Annotated in this window: 13 protein-coding genes; 10 read left to right on the top strand and 3 right to left on the bottom strand. The window is 70.0% G+C overall.

The genetic code is table 11. The annotated features are described in order from the left end of the window. The first annotated feature begins 115 nt into the window (after nucleotides 1-115). From DJ010_RS03085 to DJ010_RS03055, 7 genes are all read left to right on the top strand, one after another. A complete protein-coding gene (locus DJ010_RS03085; protein ID WP_109692128.1) occupies nucleotides 116-1,336 on the top strand; it encodes an MFS transporter in 1,221 nt (406 codons plus the stop codon). 49 nt (nucleotides 1,337-1,385) lie between these two features. Next, complete coding sequence (gene trpS, locus DJ010_RS03080; RefSeq protein WP_109692127.1) at nucleotides 1,386-2,465, top strand: tryptophan--tRNA ligase; 1,080 nt, start codon at nucleotides 1,386-1,388, stop codon at nucleotides 2,463-2,465. Nucleotides 2,466-2,469: 4 nt separating this feature from the next. Beyond that, entirely contained in the window at nucleotides 2,470-2,982 is a 513-nt protein-coding gene (locus tag DJ010_RS03075; protein ID WP_109692126.1) for a 2'-5' RNA ligase family protein, read from the top strand. Nucleotides 2,983-3,025: 43 nt separating this feature from the next. Next, nucleotides 3,026-4,084, top strand: a complete 1,059-nt coding sequence (locus DJ010_RS03070) for a YihY/virulence factor BrkB family protein (protein ID WP_245927155.1) — start codon at nucleotides 3,026-3,028, stop codon at nucleotides 4,082-4,084. 102 nt (nucleotides 4,085-4,186) lie between these two features. Further along, the gene (locus DJ010_RS03065) at nucleotides 4,187-6,028 is read left to right on the top strand and encodes an ELWxxDGT repeat protein (protein WP_109692125.1); all 1,842 of its coding nucleotides are present in this window, start codon (nucleotides 4,187-4,189) and stop codon (nucleotides 6,026-6,028) included. Between the two features lie 92 nt (nucleotides 6,029-6,120). Next, nucleotides 6,121-7,974: an ELWxxDGT repeat protein gene (locus tag DJ010_RS03060; protein ID WP_109692124.1), complete on the top strand. Its 1,854-nt coding sequence runs from the start codon at nucleotides 6,121-6,123 to the stop codon at nucleotides 7,972-7,974. Continuing rightward, nucleotides 7,971-9,014 carry a TIGR03032 family protein gene (locus DJ010_RS03055; RefSeq protein WP_109692123.1) on the top strand — a complete coding sequence of 348 codons (1,044 nt, stop codon included), beginning with the start codon at nucleotides 7,971-7,973 and terminating at the stop codon, nucleotides 9,012-9,014. Before DJ010_RS03060 ends, DJ010_RS03055 begins: the two co-directional genes overlap by 4 nt. Here the strand turns inward: DJ010_RS03055 and DJ010_RS03050 are convergent. From DJ010_RS03050 to DJ010_RS03040, 3 genes are read right to left on the bottom strand one after another with little or no spacing between them, the layout of a single operon-like run. Next, on the bottom strand, nucleotides 9,008-9,751 hold the full coding sequence (locus DJ010_RS03050; protein WP_109692497.1) for a succinate dehydrogenase/fumarate reductase iron-sulfur subunit: 744 nt from the start codon (nucleotides 9,749-9,751) through the stop codon (nucleotides 9,008-9,010). The two genes, DJ010_RS03055 and DJ010_RS03050, sit on opposite strands and share 7 nt — an antisense overlap. A gap of 11 nt (nucleotides 9,752-9,762) precedes the next feature. Next, on the bottom strand, nucleotides 9,763-11,784 hold the full coding sequence (locus tag DJ010_RS03045) for a fumarate reductase/succinate dehydrogenase flavoprotein subunit (protein WP_109692496.1): 2,022 nt from the start codon (nucleotides 11,782-11,784) through the stop codon (nucleotides 9,763-9,765). 36 nt (nucleotides 11,785-11,820) lie between these two features. Beyond that, a complete protein-coding gene (locus DJ010_RS03040; RefSeq protein ID WP_109692122.1) occupies nucleotides 11,821-12,534 on the bottom strand; it encodes a succinate dehydrogenase cytochrome b subunit in 714 nt (237 codons plus the stop codon). A gap of 288 nt (nucleotides 12,535-12,822) precedes the next feature. Between DJ010_RS03040 and sdhC the strand changes: the two genes are divergently transcribed. From sdhC to DJ010_RS03025, 3 genes are read left to right on the top strand one after another with little or no spacing between them, the layout of a single operon-like run. Continuing rightward, complete coding sequence (sdhC, locus tag DJ010_RS03035; protein ID WP_245927154.1) at nucleotides 12,823-13,533, top strand: succinate dehydrogenase subunit SdhC; 711 nt, start codon at nucleotides 12,823-12,825, stop codon at nucleotides 13,531-13,533. Nucleotides 13,534-13,535: 2 nt separating this feature from the next. Further along, nucleotides 13,536-15,401 carry a fumarate reductase/succinate dehydrogenase flavoprotein subunit gene (locus DJ010_RS03030; RefSeq protein WP_211318627.1) on the top strand — a complete coding sequence of 622 codons (1,866 nt, stop codon included), beginning with the start codon at nucleotides 13,536-13,538 and terminating at the stop codon, nucleotides 15,399-15,401. Between the two features lie 8 nt (nucleotides 15,402-15,409). Next, on the top strand, nucleotides 15,410-16,216 hold the full coding sequence (locus DJ010_RS03025) for a succinate dehydrogenase/fumarate reductase iron-sulfur subunit (protein WP_211318626.1): 807 nt from the start codon (nucleotides 15,410-15,412) through the stop codon (nucleotides 16,214-16,216). Nucleotides 16,217-16,228: the final 12 nt, after the last annotated feature.

Genomic DNA, 16,228 nt, shown 5'->3' with positions numbered 1-16,228 from the left:
CGCGGAGCGGCGGTGGCGTTGCATTTGGGCCGGAAAGGAACGAGGGTCACGGAATGCGCCGACGGCTCCCGGGGTTGTGCCCTCACGTGACTCCGACGCCCCTGAGCCCTGCCCGATGACCTCCGCAGAGGTCGAGACGGCGACCGAGCCCGAGGTGCGGACCGCGCGTCCGGCGCTGGCGATCCTGGCACTCGCGGTGGGCGGGTTCACGATCGGCACGACCGAGTTCATGACGATGGGCGTGCTGCCCGAGATCGCGGACGGCGTGGACGTGTCGGTGCCGACGGCGGGGCACATCATCTCGGCCTACGCCCTGGGTGTCGTCGTCGGCGTGCCGATCCTCGCCTTCTTCGGTGCCCGGCTGCCGCGGCGGGCGATGCTCGTCGGCCTGATGGGGGCGTACGGCGCCTTCAACCTGATCAGCGCGGTCGCGCCGGACTTCCGGGTGCTGACCGCCGCACGGTTCCTCGACGGACTGCCGCACGGCGCGTTCTTCGGGGTGGCCAGCCTGGTGGCGGCCAGCCTGGTCACGCCGGCCCGGCGGGGGAGGGCGGTCGCGAGCGTGATGCTCGGGCTGTCCGTCGCCAACGTGGTGGGCGTGCCGCTGGCGACCTGGCTCGGGCAGCAGGCGGGCTGGCGGGCGACGTACCTCCTGGCCGCCGTGCTCGCTCTCGTCACCGCCGCCGGCGTCCTCGCCGCGGTCCCGTCCGTCCCTGGCGACTCCGGGACCAGCGGCCGCAAGGAGGCACGCGAGTTCTTCGGCAGCCTCCAGGTCTGGCTGACGATGGCCGCCGGCGCCATCGGCTTCGGTGGCATGTTCGCCGTCTACTCCTACATCGCCAAGACCGTCACCGTCGTCGGGGACCTCGAACGCGGCACGGTGCCGTTGTTCGTGCTCGCGCTCGGCCTCGGCATGGTGGTCGGCACCCCGCTGGCCGGTGAGCTCGCGGCGTGGTCGGTCTACCGCAGCCTGCTGCTCTCCTCCGGGTTCGGGGCGCTCGTGCTGATCGCCTACTTCCTCGCCGCTCCGGGCGGCTGGTGGCTGCTGCCGGTCGCCTTCCTCGTGACGGCCACCGGCTCGGTGCTGGTCGTCAACCTCCAGCTGCGATTGATGGACGTCGCCGGCGACGCGGTCACCCTGGGCGCCGCGATGAACCACGCGGCCCTCAACGTGGCCAACGCCCTCGGCGCCTGGCTGGGCGGCCTGGTGATCGCCGCGGGCTACGGCTACCGCGCTCCCGCGGTCCTCGGGGCGGGCCTGAGCGTGCTCGGCCTGCTGATCCTGCTCTGGTCCGCCGCGGCCCACCGCAAGGCGCAAACGGCCCCTGTCTCCTGAGGGAGAGCCGCGTTCCGGCCGGACGCCCGGGCCTGCGAGAATCGGCGCCATGTCCGCGACGACCGAGCGACCGCTGCCGGAGACCGCGCAGCCGGAGACACCGGAGGGCGGCGCCCGCCCCCGCGTGCTGTCGGGGATCCAGCCCACCGCGGATTCCTTCCACTTCGGCAACTACCTCGGTGCCCTGCGGCAGTGGGTCGACCTCCAGCGCGACCACCAGCCGTTCTTCTTCATCGCCGACCTGCACGCGATCACGGTCGAGCAGGACCCGAAGCTCCTGCGCGAGCGCACGCTCCGCGCTGCCGCGCAGCTGCTGGCGATGGGCATCGACCCCGCGCGCTCGTCGATCTTCGTGCAGAGCCAGGTGCCGGAGCACGCCCAGCTCGCCTGGGTCCTCAATTGCCTGACCGGCTTCGGCGAGGCCCGCCGGATGACGCAGTTCAAGGACAAGTCGGCCAAGCAGGGGGAGGGAGCCGCGTCCGTGGGCCTGTTCACCTACCCGATCCTCCAGGCCGCCGACATCCTGCTCTACCGCCCGCACTTCGTGCCGGTCGGGGAGGACCAGCGCCAGCACCTCGAGCTGACGCGGGACCTCGCGCAGCGCTTCAACAGCCGCTACAAGAAGACCTTCCGCCTCCCGGAGCCCTACATCCTCAAGTCGACCGCCAAGATCGCCGACCTCCAGGAGCCCACGGCAAAGATGTCGAAGTCGGCGTCCTCGCCCAGCGGCATCATCGAGATGCTCGACGACCCGAAGGTGAGCGCGAAGAAGATCCGCTCGGCGGTCACCGACTCCGGCTCGGAGATCCGCTTCGACGTCGAGGAGAAGCCCGGCGTCAGCAACCTGCTCACGATCTACTCGGCGCTGAGCGGGGAGCCGATCGCCGCCCTGGAGGAGCAGTACGCCGGCAAGGGGTACGGCGCGATCAAGGGCGACCTCGCCGACCTGGTGGTCACCTTCGTGACCCCCTTCCGCGAGCGGACCCTCGAGCTGCTCGACGACCAGGCCTACCTGTCCGCGGTGCTGCAGCAGGGCCGCGAGACCGCGGGCGCCGTCGCCGAGGCGACCCTGCGCGACGTCTATCAGCGGGCCGGCTTCGTCGCCCCCACCCGCACCCCCGGGGCCTGACGGCGTGCCGACCATCGGCGTCGCGATCGCGATCCCCGAGCCGTGGGCGACCCAGCTCCAGGACTATCGCGCGGCGATCGGCGACCCCACCGCCGACGGGGTGCCGAGCCACATCACGCTGATCCCGCCCCTCGAGGTCGACGACGACCTCTCCGAGATCGAGGCGCACCTGGAGCGCGCGGCGCAGCTGCACGACTCGTTCTGCGTGCACCTGCGCGGAACGGGTACCTTCCGGCCCGTCTCGCCGGTGGTGTTCATCGGCCTAGCGGAAGGGATCTCCCAGTGCGAGCAGCTCGCTGCCGACGTACGTTCCGGCCCCTTGGGCCTCGACCTGGAGTTTCCCTACCACCCGCACGTGACCGTGGCGCACCATCTCGGGGACGAGGAGCTCGACCGGGCGTTCGACGACCTGGCCGGCTTCGAGTGCTCGTTCGACGTCGAGGACTTCCATCTCTACGTCCACGCGGGCGAGCTCGGCTGGCAGTCGAGCCGCACCTTCCCGCTCAGGAGCTCCTGAGCCGCCCTGAGCTCCACGACCCGACCCGGACGGGGTGATCCGGGTGCCGGCCATCGTCGACAAGGTCAAGCGGCGCGTCGCGGACGCGCGCGAGCACCGCCCGCTGCTGGACCAGGCCGTCCGCACCGTCGAGCACTACGGCAACGTCAAGGGCAACATCCAGGCCGGTGCGGTCACCTACTTCGCCTTCATCTCGTTCTTCCCGATCCTCGCCCTGGCGTTCGCGATCATCGGCTTCGTCGCCCGGGTGTACGACGGCGCCGAGAGCGATCTCGTCGACGCGATCAACTCGGTCCTGCCCGGATTGGTCGGCGAGGGCGAGGGGCAGATCTCGCTGCGCGACATCCGCGACTCCGCGCCCGGCATCCTGTCCGTCGGCATCGTGGTCGTGCTCTACTCCGGTCTCGGCTGGCTGTCGAGCATGCGGGACGCGCTGATCGTCATGTTCGAGCTCCCCGAGCGGGAGCAGCCGAGCTTCGTGGTCGGCAAGATCCGCGACCTGGTCGGACTCGCCACGCTCGGCCTCATCCTCATGGTGGCCGTCGGCGTCTCCGGTGTCGTCCGCGGGCTCTCGGAGGAGATCCTCGAGTGGATGGGCCTCGGCTCCGGGTTCGGTTGGCTGCTCGGGGTCATCGCCGTCGTCGTCGGCCTGGCCGCCAACGCACTGCTGTTCTTCGCGTTCTTCAAGGTCCTGGCCGACCCGGAGCTGCCCGCGCGAGCGCTCTGGTCGGGCGCGCTCCTCGGCGCCATCGGGTTCGAGGTCCTCAAGCAGGTCTCGCAGCTGCTGCTGCAGTCGACGGCGAACTCCCCGGCGTTCCAGGCCTTCGGCATCGCCCTGATCCTCGTGGTCTGGATCAACTACTTCTCGCGGGTCGTCATGTACGCCGCGGCGTGGGCCTACGTGCACCCGACCTCCCGGGCGCTCCGCCCCGAGGGCGCGGCGCCGGTGGAGGGGCCGCCCTCACCGCCGTTGCCGTGGCGGGAGCGGTTGGAGGCCGATCGCGAGAACGAGTCGCCGGCCTCCCGCGCAGCCGTACCGTTCGCGGCCGGGAGCGCGGCCACGCTCGCCCTCGTGGCCCTTCTCCGCCGAGGGGGCCGCTGACCCGCCCGCTCCGGAGCCGGTGCAACCGAGTCGCAGCGGCGTGCGTCTCTAAGATCAGTGGACGGCACCCCGGCCGCTCACGGGATCGACGGAGGTACGGCCATGAGCCGACGCCAGCGCACCGACCGGAAGAGGACGACCCGATCGCGGGTCGCCCGGGCGAAGGCGCTGCGGCGCCACGCGCGAGCCCGCCGAGCGGCAACGGCCGCTGTCACGGCCGTCGCCGTGACGGGCGCGGGGGCGCTCGCCCTCCCCGCAGGCGCTCCTGCCGCCGCGGCCCTGACCCGGTCCTCCGCTGCCGCCGTGCCCGGACACTGCGAGGGGGCCACGACGCCAGGCAGCCACCCGCGCCACCTGACCGACGTCGACGGCACCCTCTACTTCGCGGCGACCGACACGGAGGGCACCAGCCTCTGGCGCACCGACGGGAGCGAGGCGGGGACGGTCCGGCTCAAGCTGATGGAGACGGGCCGCTACTACGGGGACGAGCCGCAGGTCCTCGCCGCGGTCGGCGACGCGGTGTTCTTCCGGGTCGAGGCCGGCCTGCGCGACGAGCTGTGGCGCACGGACGGCACGCCGGCCGGCACCGAGCGCGTGAAGCGGTTCACCGGGGAGTGGCGTGGCACGTCCCTCGACGACTTCACCGCAGTGGGCGACGCCCTCTTCTTCACGACGTCCGACGAGAAGCACGGCGACACGCTCTGGAGCTCGGACGGCACGTCGGCCGGCACCGTGCTGGTGAAGGACGTCCTCCCCGGGGGCCGCGAGAGCTACTACGACTACGGGCCGAGCTACCTGACGCCGGTCGGCGACGCGCTGTTCTTCGTGGCCGACGACGGCAAACGGGGGCTCGAGCTGTGGCGCTCCGACGGCACCACCGCCGGCACGACCATCGTCGAGAACATCCGGCCGCAGTCCGACGGCAGCTATCCCCGCGACCTGACCGCGGTCGGCGACACGCTCTTCCTCACCGCCGACGACGGCGCCCATGGCCGGGAGCTGTGGCGCTCGGACGGGACCGCGGCGGGCACCACGCTGGTCGAGGACGTCCGGCCCGGCAAGAAGTCCGCTCACCCCGCTGCGCTCACCGCCACGGGCGATCGACTCTTCTTCTCCGCGGTCGACGGAGGCACGGACCGCGACCTCTGGGTCTCGGACGGCACGACGGAGGGGACGGTGCTGGTCAAGGAGCTCGCGACCGGCGATGACGACGAGTCCGGCCTCTACGCGATGGCGGCGTTCGGGGACGGCGTGGTGTTCGGCGGACCGGACGCGGACCACGGCAACGAGCTGTGGACCTCCGACGGCACCGCTGCCGGCACCGTCCTGGTCGAGGACCTGTTCCCCGGAGAGGAGAGTGCCTTCCCGAGCTCCTTCGTCGAGCTGGCCGGCACGGTGTACTTCGTGGCCCGCGACGGCGTCACCGGTCGGGAGCTGTGGCGGACCGACGGCACCGGGGCCGGCACCTTCCTGGTGAGGAACATCAACGCGAAGGGCCGCTCGTCCGACCCCGACGAGCTGACCGTGTCGGGCGACGGGCTGTTCTTCCGCGCCACGGAGCGCGCCCACGGCAGCGAGCTGTGGATGTCGGACGGCTCCGAGGCCGGGACCGTCCTGACCCTCGACCTGAACCGGGGCGGCGCCTTCTCGGTGGCGAGGGACGCGACAGCCACCCCGACCCTGGACGCGGTGCGGGTCCGGGCTTCGTCCGACTCCTCCGGCACGCTCGAGGTCGCCCCGTCCGGCAGCGGTGGGGTCACGGCGTCGATGCACGACCTCAGCGGCACCGGCGCCGTCCGACAACGACTCACCCTCGACCTGACCAGGGCGGCCAAGCGCACCCTGCGCCGGACCGGGAAGGTCGTGGTCGGAGCGACCTTCACGTTCACCTCGTGCGGTGGTGGCACGAGCACCGCGACCCGGACCTTCACCGTGAAGAAATAGACGACCCGCGCGCAACCGATCGCGATTGCCGGACGTCGTACGGTCAGTGAGCCATACTCAGCGCTCACCCAGAGACCGATGGAGGTCCGCCGATGAGTCGACGCCAGCGCAGTGAGCGGGAGAGAGCGGTCCGGTCCCGGGTCGCCCGGGCGAAGGCGCTGCGGCGACGCGCGCGGGCCCGACGAGCAGCGACAGCGGCAGCCACCGCTGTCGCCGTGGCGGGGGCGGGCGGCATCGCGTCACCGGTTCTCGCCGCGTCCGCCTCCCCGGCGCGGGCCTCGGCCGCCGCTCTGGTGGAGTGCGACGGCGCGACGACCCCCGGCAGCGAGCCGAGGAACCTGACCGACGTCGACGGGACCCTCTTCTTCACCGCCTACGACGCCGACGGCAACGCCCTCTGGCGGTCGGACGGCACCGAAGCAGGGACGGTCCTCCTCAAGCGCTTCAGCAACGGGGAGTACTACGACGAGGGTCGTCACGACCTGGTCGCGGTCGGCGACGCCCTCTTCTTCGCCGTCGACACCGGACGGCGCGCCGAGCTGTGGCGGTCGGACGGCACCAAGTCCGGCACCGTGCGGGTCAAGCGCTTCGCCGCGGACGACGGCGAGTACGGCAGCAGGCTCCGCAACCTCACGGCGCTGGGCAACACGCTGTTCTTCACCGCTGCCGACGAGGAGCACGGCACCGAGCTGTGGACCTCCGACGGCACTGCCGGCGGCACGGTGCTGGTCAAGGACATCGGCACCGACACCAGCTCTGGCTACTACGACTACGGCCCGTCGAACCTGACGGCCGCGGGCGACACGTTGTTCTTCACCGCCGACGACGGCACGCGAGGACAGGAGCTCTGGCGCACCGACGGCACCGCCGGCGGCACGACCTTGGTCAAGGACATCCGGCCCGGCGCCTACAGCAGCTATGTGAACAGCCTCGTCGCAGCGGGCGACGACGTGTTCTTCCAGGCGCGGGACGGCGTGCACGGCCGCGAGCTGTGGACGTCGGACGGCACTGCGGACGGCACCACCCTGGTCGAGGACATCGTTCCCGGTGGTGGGTCGTCCCGGCCCTCGGCGCTGACCGCAGCCGGTGACGAGCTCTTCTTCACCGTGCGGGACGAGAGCTTCGGTCGTGACCTCTGGTTGTCCGACGGCACCGCCGACGGCACCGTCCTCGTCAAGGACTTCGCCTGGACCGGTGAGGACTACGACGAGTACGACTACCCGCTCTACGACCTCGAGGTCGTCGGCGACGCCGTCTACTTCGCGGCCCCGGACGAGACCCACGGCACCGAGCTGTGGAGGTCGGACGGCACCACGGCCGGCACCGCACTCGTCAAGGACATCCGGCCCGGCGACTACGGCAGCGGCCCTGCTCTCCTCACCGAGGCCGGGGGGCACTTGTACTTCGTCGCCCGGGACGGACAGAACGGCCAGGAGCTCTGGCAGTCCGACGGCACCGCGGCAGGCACGACGCTGGTCGAGGACATCGCCGCCAACGGTGGCTCCAACCCGCGCGAGCTGACCGCATCCGATGACGAGGTCTACTTCCGGGCCGACGACCGCGCCCACGGCGCCGAGCTGTGGCGCTCGGACGGCACGGAGGCCGGCACCGGCCTGGTGACCGACATCAACCTGGGCGGAGCGTTCCAGGTGTCGAGCCGGCACTCCTTCGACCACGACGAGGGGACCCTACGGGTGCGTGCCTACTTCGCCGGTTCCGGCACGGTCGAGGTCGAACCGTCGGCCAAGGGCGGGATCAAGCGCCTCGAGCGCGAGGTGACCGGCTCGGACGTCGTACGCCTCTACCTCACGTTGGAGCTGACTCGCGCAGCCAAGCGCACCCTCCGGCGCACCGGGAAGGTCGTCATCGGTGCCCGGTTCACCTTCGACTCCTGCGGAGGTGCCTCGAACAGCCTGACGCGGACCTTCACCGTGAAGAAGCGGTGACCGAGGCGACGGAGGTCCGGTTCCAGCACAGCACCAGCCTCCCGGAGGTGCTGACAGCCGCCGACTGTGCGCTGCTGGTCTCCACCTACCAGGCGGGCCAGGTCGCCGCGGTAGGAGTGGCGGACGAGGCGGTGACCTTCTCGTTCCGCCGCTTCGACAAGGCGATGGGGATGGCACTGGGCCGACCCGGCCTGGCGGTCGCGGGGAAGGACCAGGTCTGGCTGCTGCGCGACCACTCCGAGATCGCCCCGGCGCTGCCCCCGGCGGGCCGGCACGACCGGTGCTGGCTACCGCGCTCGTCGTGGGTGACCGGCAACGTCGCGAACCACGAGATCGCATGGGGGACCGGCCCGGACGGAGCGCCGGACCTGTGGGTGGTCAACACCCGGTTCTCGTGCCTGGCCGGGCTCGACGAGCGCTACAGCTTCGTCCCACGCTGGCGGCCGCCGTTCATCTCCGGGCTGGCTCCCGAGGACCGCTGCCACCTCAACGGCCTGGCGCTGCGGGACGGCTCACCGGCGTTCGTCACGGTGATGGCCGCGTCCGACACCGCCGGCGGCTGGCGCGAGCGGCGCAACGAGACCGGCACCGTGCTCGACGTGGCCAGTGGCGAGGCGGTGACCACGGGCCTCGCGATGCCTCACTCGCCGCGTTGGCACGACGGTCGGCTCTACGTCCTCAACTCGGGCTGGGGCCGCCTCGAGACGGTCGACGTGAGCACTGGTGACCGGGCGGTGGTCGCGACCTTCCCCGGGTACGCCCGAGGCCTGGCGATCCACCGTGGTCTCGCCTTCGTGGGGCTGTCGCGGATCAGGGAGACGAGCACGTTCGGCGGCACCCCGCTGGCGCCGTACCACGACCGTCTCAAGTGCGGGGTCGGCGTGGTCGAGCTCGCGTCCGGTACGACGGTGGCGACGCTCGAGCTCACCACCGCCGTCGAGGAGATCTTCGACGTGCAGGTCGTGCCGGGTGCTCGCTCCCCGTCGTTCGGTGACGACGCGGAGAGCGACGACGTCTGGGTGCTGCCGCAGCCTCAGTGACCGTGCCGCATCGCGGTGCGGAGGTCCTTGTTGAGCTGGCTGATGACGTCCAGCGGGATCTCCTTGGGGCAGGCCGCCGTGCACTCGCCGATGTTGGTGCAGCCGCCGAAGCCCTCGTGGTCGTGCTGCGCCGTCATGTCCACGACCCGGCTCCACCGCTCCGGCTGGCCCTGGGGCAGCTCGCCGAGGTGGGTGATCTTGGCGCCGAGGAACAGCGAGGCCGAGCCGTTCGGGCAGGCCGCCACGCAGGCACCGCAGCTGATGCAGGTCGCCACGTTGAACGCGCGGACGGCGTTGTCGCGGGGGACCGGCACCGAGTTGGCCTCGGGCGCAGAGCCGGTGTTGGCCGAGATGTAGCCACCGGACTGGATGATCCGGTCGAACGCCGACCGGTCCACGACGAGGTCCTTGATGACGGGGAACGCGGCCGAGCGCCACGGCTCGATCGTGATCGTGTCGCCGTCCTTGAACGAGCGCATGTGCAGCTGGCAGGTCGTGGTGACCTCCGGGCCGTGGGCCTCGCCGTTGATCATCAGCGAGCACATGCCGCAGATGCCCTCGCGACAGTCGGAGTCGAACGCGATCGGCTCCTCACCCATCTCGTTGAGCTGCTCGTTGAGGACGTCGAGCATCTCCAGGAAGCTCATGTCCTGGGAGATCCCGGACACCTCGTAGGTGTGGATGCCGCCCTTGTCGGACGAGCCGGCCTGACGCCAGATCTTCAGGGTCAGGTTCATGTTGCCGTCGCTCACTTGTAGCTCCGCTGCTTCATCTCGATGGCGGTGTAGACCAGGTCTTCCTTGTGCAGGACCGGCGGTTCGTCCTCGCCCGCCCACTCCCAGGCCGCGACGTAGGCGAACTCGTCGTCGTGGCGGAGCGCCTCGCCGTCCTCGGTCTGCGACTCGGCGCGGAAGTGTCCGCCGCAGGACTCGCGCCGGTTGAGGGCGTCGATGCACATGAGCTCGCCGAGCTCCAGGAAGTCGGCCACGCGGCCGGCCTTCTCCAGGCTCTGGTTGAGCGAGTCGGCGGTGCCGAGCACCTTGAGGTCGGTCCAGAACTCGCGGCGGAGCTCCCGGATCATGTCGATCGCCTTGCGCAGGCCCTCGGCGCTGCGCTCCATGCCGCAGTACTCCCACATGATGTTGCCGAGCTCGCGGTGGAAGCTGTCGACGGATCGGTTGCCGTTGATCGAGAGCAGCTTGTCGATCCGTGCCTGCACGGACTCCAACGCCTCGGCGACCGCGGGGTGCGACTCGTCGATCGACTCGAACGGGCCGTCGGCGAGGTAGTCGCGGATGGTGTGCGGCAGCACGAAGTAGCCGTCGGCGAGACCCTGCATCAGCGCCGACGCACCGAGCCGGTTGGCGCCGTGGTCGGAGAAGTTCGCCTCGCCGGTGACGAAGAGCCCCTTGATGCTCGACTGCAGGTCGTAGTCGACCCAGAGGCCGCCCATCACGTAGTGCACGGCGGGGTAGATCCGCATCGGGACCTCGTAGGGGTTCTCGCCCGTGATCCGCTCGTACATGTCGAAGAGGTTGTCGTACTTCTCGCGGACCGCGTCCTCACCGAGCCGCGCGATCGCATCGGCGAAGTCGAGGTAGACACCGCGGCGGAAGTCGCCGACCATCGGGCCGACGCCACGGCCCTCGTCGCACATGTTCTTCGCCTGACGGGACGCGATGTCGCGGGGGACCAGGTTGCCGAAGGACGGGTAGATCCGCTCAAGGTAGTAGTCGCGGTCCTCCTCCGGGATGTCCCGCGGGTCCTTGGTGCAGTCCTCGGCCTTCTTGGGCACCCAGATCCGGCCGTCGTTGCGCAGCGACTCCGACATCAGCGTCAGCTTCGACTGGTGGTCGCCGGAGACCGGGATGCAGGTGGGGTGGATCTGCGTGTAGCAGGGGTTCGCCATGTAGGCGCCCTTGCGGTGCGCGCGCCACGCGGCGGTGACGTTGGAGCCCATCGCGTTGGTCGACAGGTAGAAGACGTTGCCGTAGCCACCGGAGGCCAGTACGACGACGTCGGCGAGGTGGGTCTCGATCGCGCCGGTCACCATGTTGCGGGCGATGATCCCGCGGGCCTGGCCGTCCGCGACGATGACCTCGAGCATCTCGTGACGGGTGTACTCGGTGACCGTGCCGAGCTTCACCTGGCGCTCCATGGCCTGGTAGGCGCCGATCAGCAGCTGCTGGCCCGTCTGGCCGCGTGCGTAGAACGTGCGCGAGACCTGGACGCCGCCGAACGAGCGGTTGTCGAGCAGGCCGCCGTACTCACGGGCGAACGGGACGCCCTGCGCGACGCACTGGTCGATGATGTTGGTGGACACCTCGGCGAGCCGGTAGACGTTCGACTCGCGCGAGCGGTAGTCGCCGCCCTTGACGGTGTCGTAGAAGAGGCGGTGGACGGAGTCGCCGTCCTCCTTGTAGTTCTTCGCCGCGTTGATGCCGCCCTGGGCGGCGATCGAGTGCGCCCGGCGCGGGGAGTCCTGGTAGCAGAAGGACTTCACGTTGTAACCGGCCTCGCCGAGCGTCGCGGCGGCGGCGCCACCGGCCAGGCCGGTGCCGACGATGATGATCGAGAGCTTGCGCCGGTTGGCCGGGTTGACCAGGCGGGCCTCGAACTTGCGGGTCTGCCAGCGCTCGTCGATCGGGCCGTCGGGAGCCTTGGTGTCGGCGATCGGGTCGCCCGCGACGTAGTAGCCCGCGGCGTCGTCGTACTGCCCCGGGGAGGGGCCGTCGTGGCTGCGGTCACCGGTCAGGGTGGTGTCCGGCATGTCGGTCATGTCAGTGGTCCTCTGCTTTTCCGCTGATCAGTCGATAACGCCGGCGAGGACGAAGATCGGGACGAGTGAGAAGCCGCCGGCGATGAGGATCGCGATGGCGAACGAGATCGTCTTCACCCGGGCGCGGGCCTCGGCGGTGCCGGTCAGACCGAGGGTCTGCATCGAGCTCCAGACCCCGTGGTGCAGGTGGGCGCCCAGCATGGCCATCGCGACCAGGTAGATCAGCGTCATCCACCACACGTCGAAGGTGTCGACGAGCAGGTTGTAGGGGTCGTCGGTCTCGCCGCCCTGCACGTTGACCTTGCCGAAGGTGAAGTTCACAAGGTGCCAGACGATGAAGAGGAAGAGCGTGAGCCCGCCCCAGCGCATCAGCCGGCTGGCCGGGATGGCGCCGGTGTGCTTCTTGACGACGTACTGCACGGGCCGCGCCTGGCGGGCCCGGCGCGTCAGCTCGACGGCGGCCGCGACGTGGACGATGAGCGCGACGAGCAGGCCGACGCGCATGATCCAGATGAACCCCATGTGGGGGAGGAGGGGCTCGCCGAGCTCGCGCAGGTGGTGCGCGTACTCGTTGAAGGCGTCGTGACCCGAGAAGGCCTTGAGGTTGCCGTACATGTGCCCGACCACGAAGCCGACGAAGGCGAGGCCGCTGACGGCCATCAGGAGCTTCAGCGAGATCGTGGTGCGCGATGCCCTCGCTCCCTCGACGAGGGTGGGCCTGGTCGTTGCGGGGTCTGCCACAGATGATCACGCTACCCCGCAGGGAGACCCCTCGAAGAACCGACCCGGTGTGACCTTGGTCCGGTTAGGTGTCCCTTACCTGATTTCGGGCCTTCCGCTCGCAACCGCATTGATGTGGCTCATTTCACACGGCGGTGTGGCCCCTTTCACAAAGTCGGCCGAGTGTGCAGACTCAGGGCTCGTTCCGTTCCGAGCGTGACACCGGAGGTACAGGTGACGACTGGCGTGCATGGGCCTGGTCGAGCAGAGATCGAGGAGCGCACGCTCCGCACGGACCGTTGGTGGCTGATGCCCCTGGGGACGTTCCTCGGGTTCAGCGCGTTCGTCGTCTACGCGACCATCCGCGCCTTCATGGGGAGGGACTACTACGCCTCGCCGTACCTGTCACCCTTCTACTCACCGTGCCTGGGTGACTGCGTCTCGGGTGCGTCGGACTTCGGGCAGCCGTTCGAGTGGTGGCCGCTGTCGGCAGCGCTGATCATCCTGGTCTTCCCGCTGGGCTTCCGGATGACCTGCTACTACTACCGCAAGGCCTACTACCGGGCGTTCTGGTTCTCGCCGCCGGCCTGCGCGGTCGCAGAGCCGCACGGCTCGTACTCGGGCGAGACCCGGTTCCCGCTGCTCCTGCAGAACCTGCACCGCTACTTCTGGTACGTCGCCGTGCTGTTCGGCTTCATCCTCACCTTCGACGCGATCCTGGCCTTCCGCGACGAGCACCACGAGTGGGGCCACATGGGCCTCGGCACGGTGATCCTCCTCGTCAACGCCGCGTTGATCTGGCTCTACACCCTTTCCTGCCACTCGTGCCGCCATGTCGTGGGCGGCCGGCTCCGGCACTTCTCGAAGCATCCGGTCCGCTACCGCCTGTGGACCTGGGTCTCACGGCTGAACGGCTCCCACGCGAAGTACGCCTGGTACTCGCTGGTCTCCATCGCAGTGGCCGACCTGTACGTGTTCCTGGTCGCGAACGGGACGATCGACGACGTGAGGTTCTTCTGACGATGAGCGACAGCAGCACCCGTCACCCGATGACGGGCAACGAGATGTCCGCCGCCGCCGAGGGCGGCATCGAGCGCCACCAGTACGACGTGATCGTGATCGGGGCCGGTGGGTCGGGCCTGCGGGCCGCGATCGCCGCCCACGACTCCGGCGCCAAGGTCGCGGTGGTGTGCAAGTCGCTGCTCGGCAAGGCGCACACCGTGATGGCCGAGGGCGGGGCGGCCGCCGCGATGGGCAACCTCTACCCCGAGGACAACTGGCAGGTGCACTTCCGCGACACCATGCGTGGCGGCAAGATGCTCAACAACTGGCGGATGGCCCAGCTCCACGCCCAGGAGGCTCCCGAGCGGGTCATGGAGCTCGAGGACTGGGGGGCACTCTTCGACCGCACGGCAGACGGCCTGATCAGCCAGCGCGACTTCGGCGGTCACCGCTACGCGCGGCTCGCCCACATCGGTGACCGCACCGGCCTGGAGATGATCCGCACGCTGCAGCAGCGGCTGGTCGCGCTCGGCATCGACGTCTACATGGAGTGCACGGTCACCGACCTGCTCAAGGCTCCGACCGACTCCGGGGCGGACAGGATCGCCGGCGCGTTCGGCTACTGGCGCGAGACCGGCCGCTTCATCGTCTTCGAGACGCCCGCCGTCGTCCTGGCGACCGGCGGGTTCGGCAAGGCCTGGAAGGTCACGTCCAACTCCTGGGAGTACACCGGCGACGGCCACGCGCTCGCACTCCGGGCCGGCGCCACGCTCATCAACATGGAGTGTGTGCAGTTCCACCCGACCGGCATGGTGTGGCCGCCGTCGGTGAAGGGCCTGCTCGTCACCGAGTCGGTGCGCGGCGACGGCGGCGTCCTCAAGAACTCCGAGGGCGAGCGCTTCATGTTCAACCACATCCCGGAGTACTTCCGCGCCGAGACGGCCGACACGATCGAGGAGGCCGACCGGTGGTACGAGGACAAGAAGAACAACCGGCGGCCTCCCGAGCTGCTCCCGCGTGACGAGGTGGCGCGCGCGATCAACGCGGAGGTGAAGGCCGGCAGGGGGACGCCGCACGGCGGTGTCTACCTCGACATCGCGTCGCGTCGTACGCCGGAGTTCATCAAGAAGCGGCTGCCGTCGATGTACCACCAGTTCAAGGAGCTGGCCGACGTCGACATCACCAAGGAGCCGATGGAGATCGGCCCCACCTGCCACTACGCGATGGGTGGCGTCGAGGTCGACCCCGAGACCGAGATGTCGGTCGTCCCGGGTCTCTACTCGGTCGGCGAGTGCTCCGGCGGCATGCACGGCTCCAACCGGCTGGGCGGCAACTCGCTGTCCGACCTCATCGTCTTCGGCAAGCGCGCCGGTGACGCGGCAGCGGCCTACGCGGCGTCCAACGGCATCCCGAGCGTGAGCGAGGACGACGTCGAGCAGGCCAAGCGGTCGGCGCTCGCGCCGTTCGAGCTCGAGGGCGGCGAGAATCCCTACGCCATCCAGTCCGACCTGCAGCAGACGATGCAGGACCTGGTCGGCATCATCCGCGAGGGCGCGGAGCTCGAGGAGGCCATCAGCCGGATCGAGACCTTCAAGCAGCGGATCGCGCAGATGACCGTCGAGGGGCACCGTCAGTACAACCCGGGCTGGCACCTGGCGATCGACCTGCGCAACATGCTGCTGGTCAGCGAGGCGGTCGCGAAGGCCGCACTGGCGCGCCAGGAGTCGCGGGGCGGGCACACCCGCAACGACTTCCCGGGGCCGGACCCCGAGTGGGGCAGGAAGAACCTCGTCGTCAGCCTCGACGCCGAGGGCACCGGCGTCGACCTCCGAGAACAGGCGCTGCCCGAGATGCCCGACGACCTGAAGAAGTTCTTCGAGGAGTGAGGCGACCCATGACTGAGCTGACCGAAGCGAGCACGAGCAGCGGCTACCAGCTGAAGATGCGCATCTGGCGCGGCGACGCCGATGGCGGGTCCCTGGGCGACTACACGGTCGAGGTCTCCGAGGGCGAGGTCGTGCTCGACGCGCTCCACCGGGTCCAGGCCACCCAGGCGGGCGACCTGGCGATCCGGTGGAACTGCAAGGCCGGGAAGTGCGGGTCCTGCAGCGCCGAGATCAACGGCAAGCCGCGGTTGTTGTGCATGACCCGGCTGTCGGACTTCGACCCGGCCGAGACGATCACGGTCACCCCGATGCGGTCGTTCCCGGTCATCCGCGACCTCGTCACCGACGTCTCCTACAACTACGAGAAGGCGCGCGAGCTGCCCGGCGTCGAGCTCGGCCCGCGCGACGCCGACGGCAAGCGCCGGATGATGCAGGTCGACGTCGAGCGGGGCCAGGAGTTCCGCAAGTGCATCGAGTGCTTCCTCTGCCAGAACACCTGCCACGTCGTCCGCGACCACGAGGACAACAAGCCGGCGTTCGCGGGTCCCCGCTTCTTCCTCCGGTACGCCGAGCTGGACATGCACCCGCTCGACACCCGGGACCGGCGCGAGACCGTGCGGGACCAAGCCGGCATCGGGCTCTGCAACATCACCAAGTGCTGCACCGAGGTCTGCCCCGAGGGCATCAAGATCACCGACAACGCGATCATCCCGATGAAGGAGCGCGTCGCCGACAAGAAGTACGACCCGCTCGTCTGGCTCGGCAACAAGATCGGCCTGCGCAACAAGGACAACGACGGCCGTACGGCGACCTGACGCTGCGGTTCC

It is taken from the genome of Nocardioides silvaticus (assembly GCF_003160695.1).
Taxonomy (GTDB): Bacteria; Actinomycetota; Actinomycetes; order Propionibacteriales; family Nocardioidaceae; genus Nocardioides; species Nocardioides silvaticus.
Note: the sequence above shows the minus strand (reverse complement) of the source record. Positions and strands in the feature narration are given on the sequence as shown.

What these genes read in the sequence shown, in the direction of transcription:
- DJ010_RS03050 (WP_109692497.1), bottom strand. Translation starts at nt 9,751, where the DNA reads ATGAACCTGACCCTGAAGATCTGGCGTCAGGCCGGCTCGTCCGACAAG.
- DJ010_RS03060 (WP_109692124.1), top strand. Translation starts at nt 6,121, where the DNA reads ATGAGTCGACGCCAGCGCAGTGAGCGGGAGAGAGCGGTCCGGTCCCGG.
- sdhC (WP_245927154.1), top strand. Translation starts at nt 12,823, where the DNA reads ATGCCCCTGGGGACGTTCCTCGGGTTCAGCGCGTTCGTCGTCTACGCG.
- trpS (WP_109692127.1), top strand. Translation starts at nt 1,386, where the DNA reads ATGTCCGCGACGACCGAGCGACCGCTGCCGGAGACCGCGCAGCCGGAG.
- DJ010_RS03065 (WP_109692125.1), top strand. Translation starts at nt 4,187, where the DNA reads ATGAGCCGACGCCAGCGCACCGACCGGAAGAGGACGACCCGATCGCGG.
- DJ010_RS03045 (WP_109692496.1), bottom strand. Translation starts at nt 11,784, where the DNA reads ATGCCGGACACCACCCTGACCGGTGACCGCAGCCACGACGGCCCCTCC.
- DJ010_RS03085 (WP_109692128.1), top strand. Translation starts at nt 116, where the DNA reads ATGACCTCCGCAGAGGTCGAGACGGCGACCGAGCCCGAGGTGCGGACC.
- DJ010_RS03030 (WP_211318627.1), top strand. Translation starts at nt 13,536, where the DNA reads ATGAGCGACAGCAGCACCCGTCACCCGATGACGGGCAACGAGATGTCC.
- DJ010_RS03025 (WP_211318626.1), top strand. Translation starts at nt 15,410, where the DNA reads ATGACTGAGCTGACCGAAGCGAGCACGAGCAGCGGCTACCAGCTGAAG.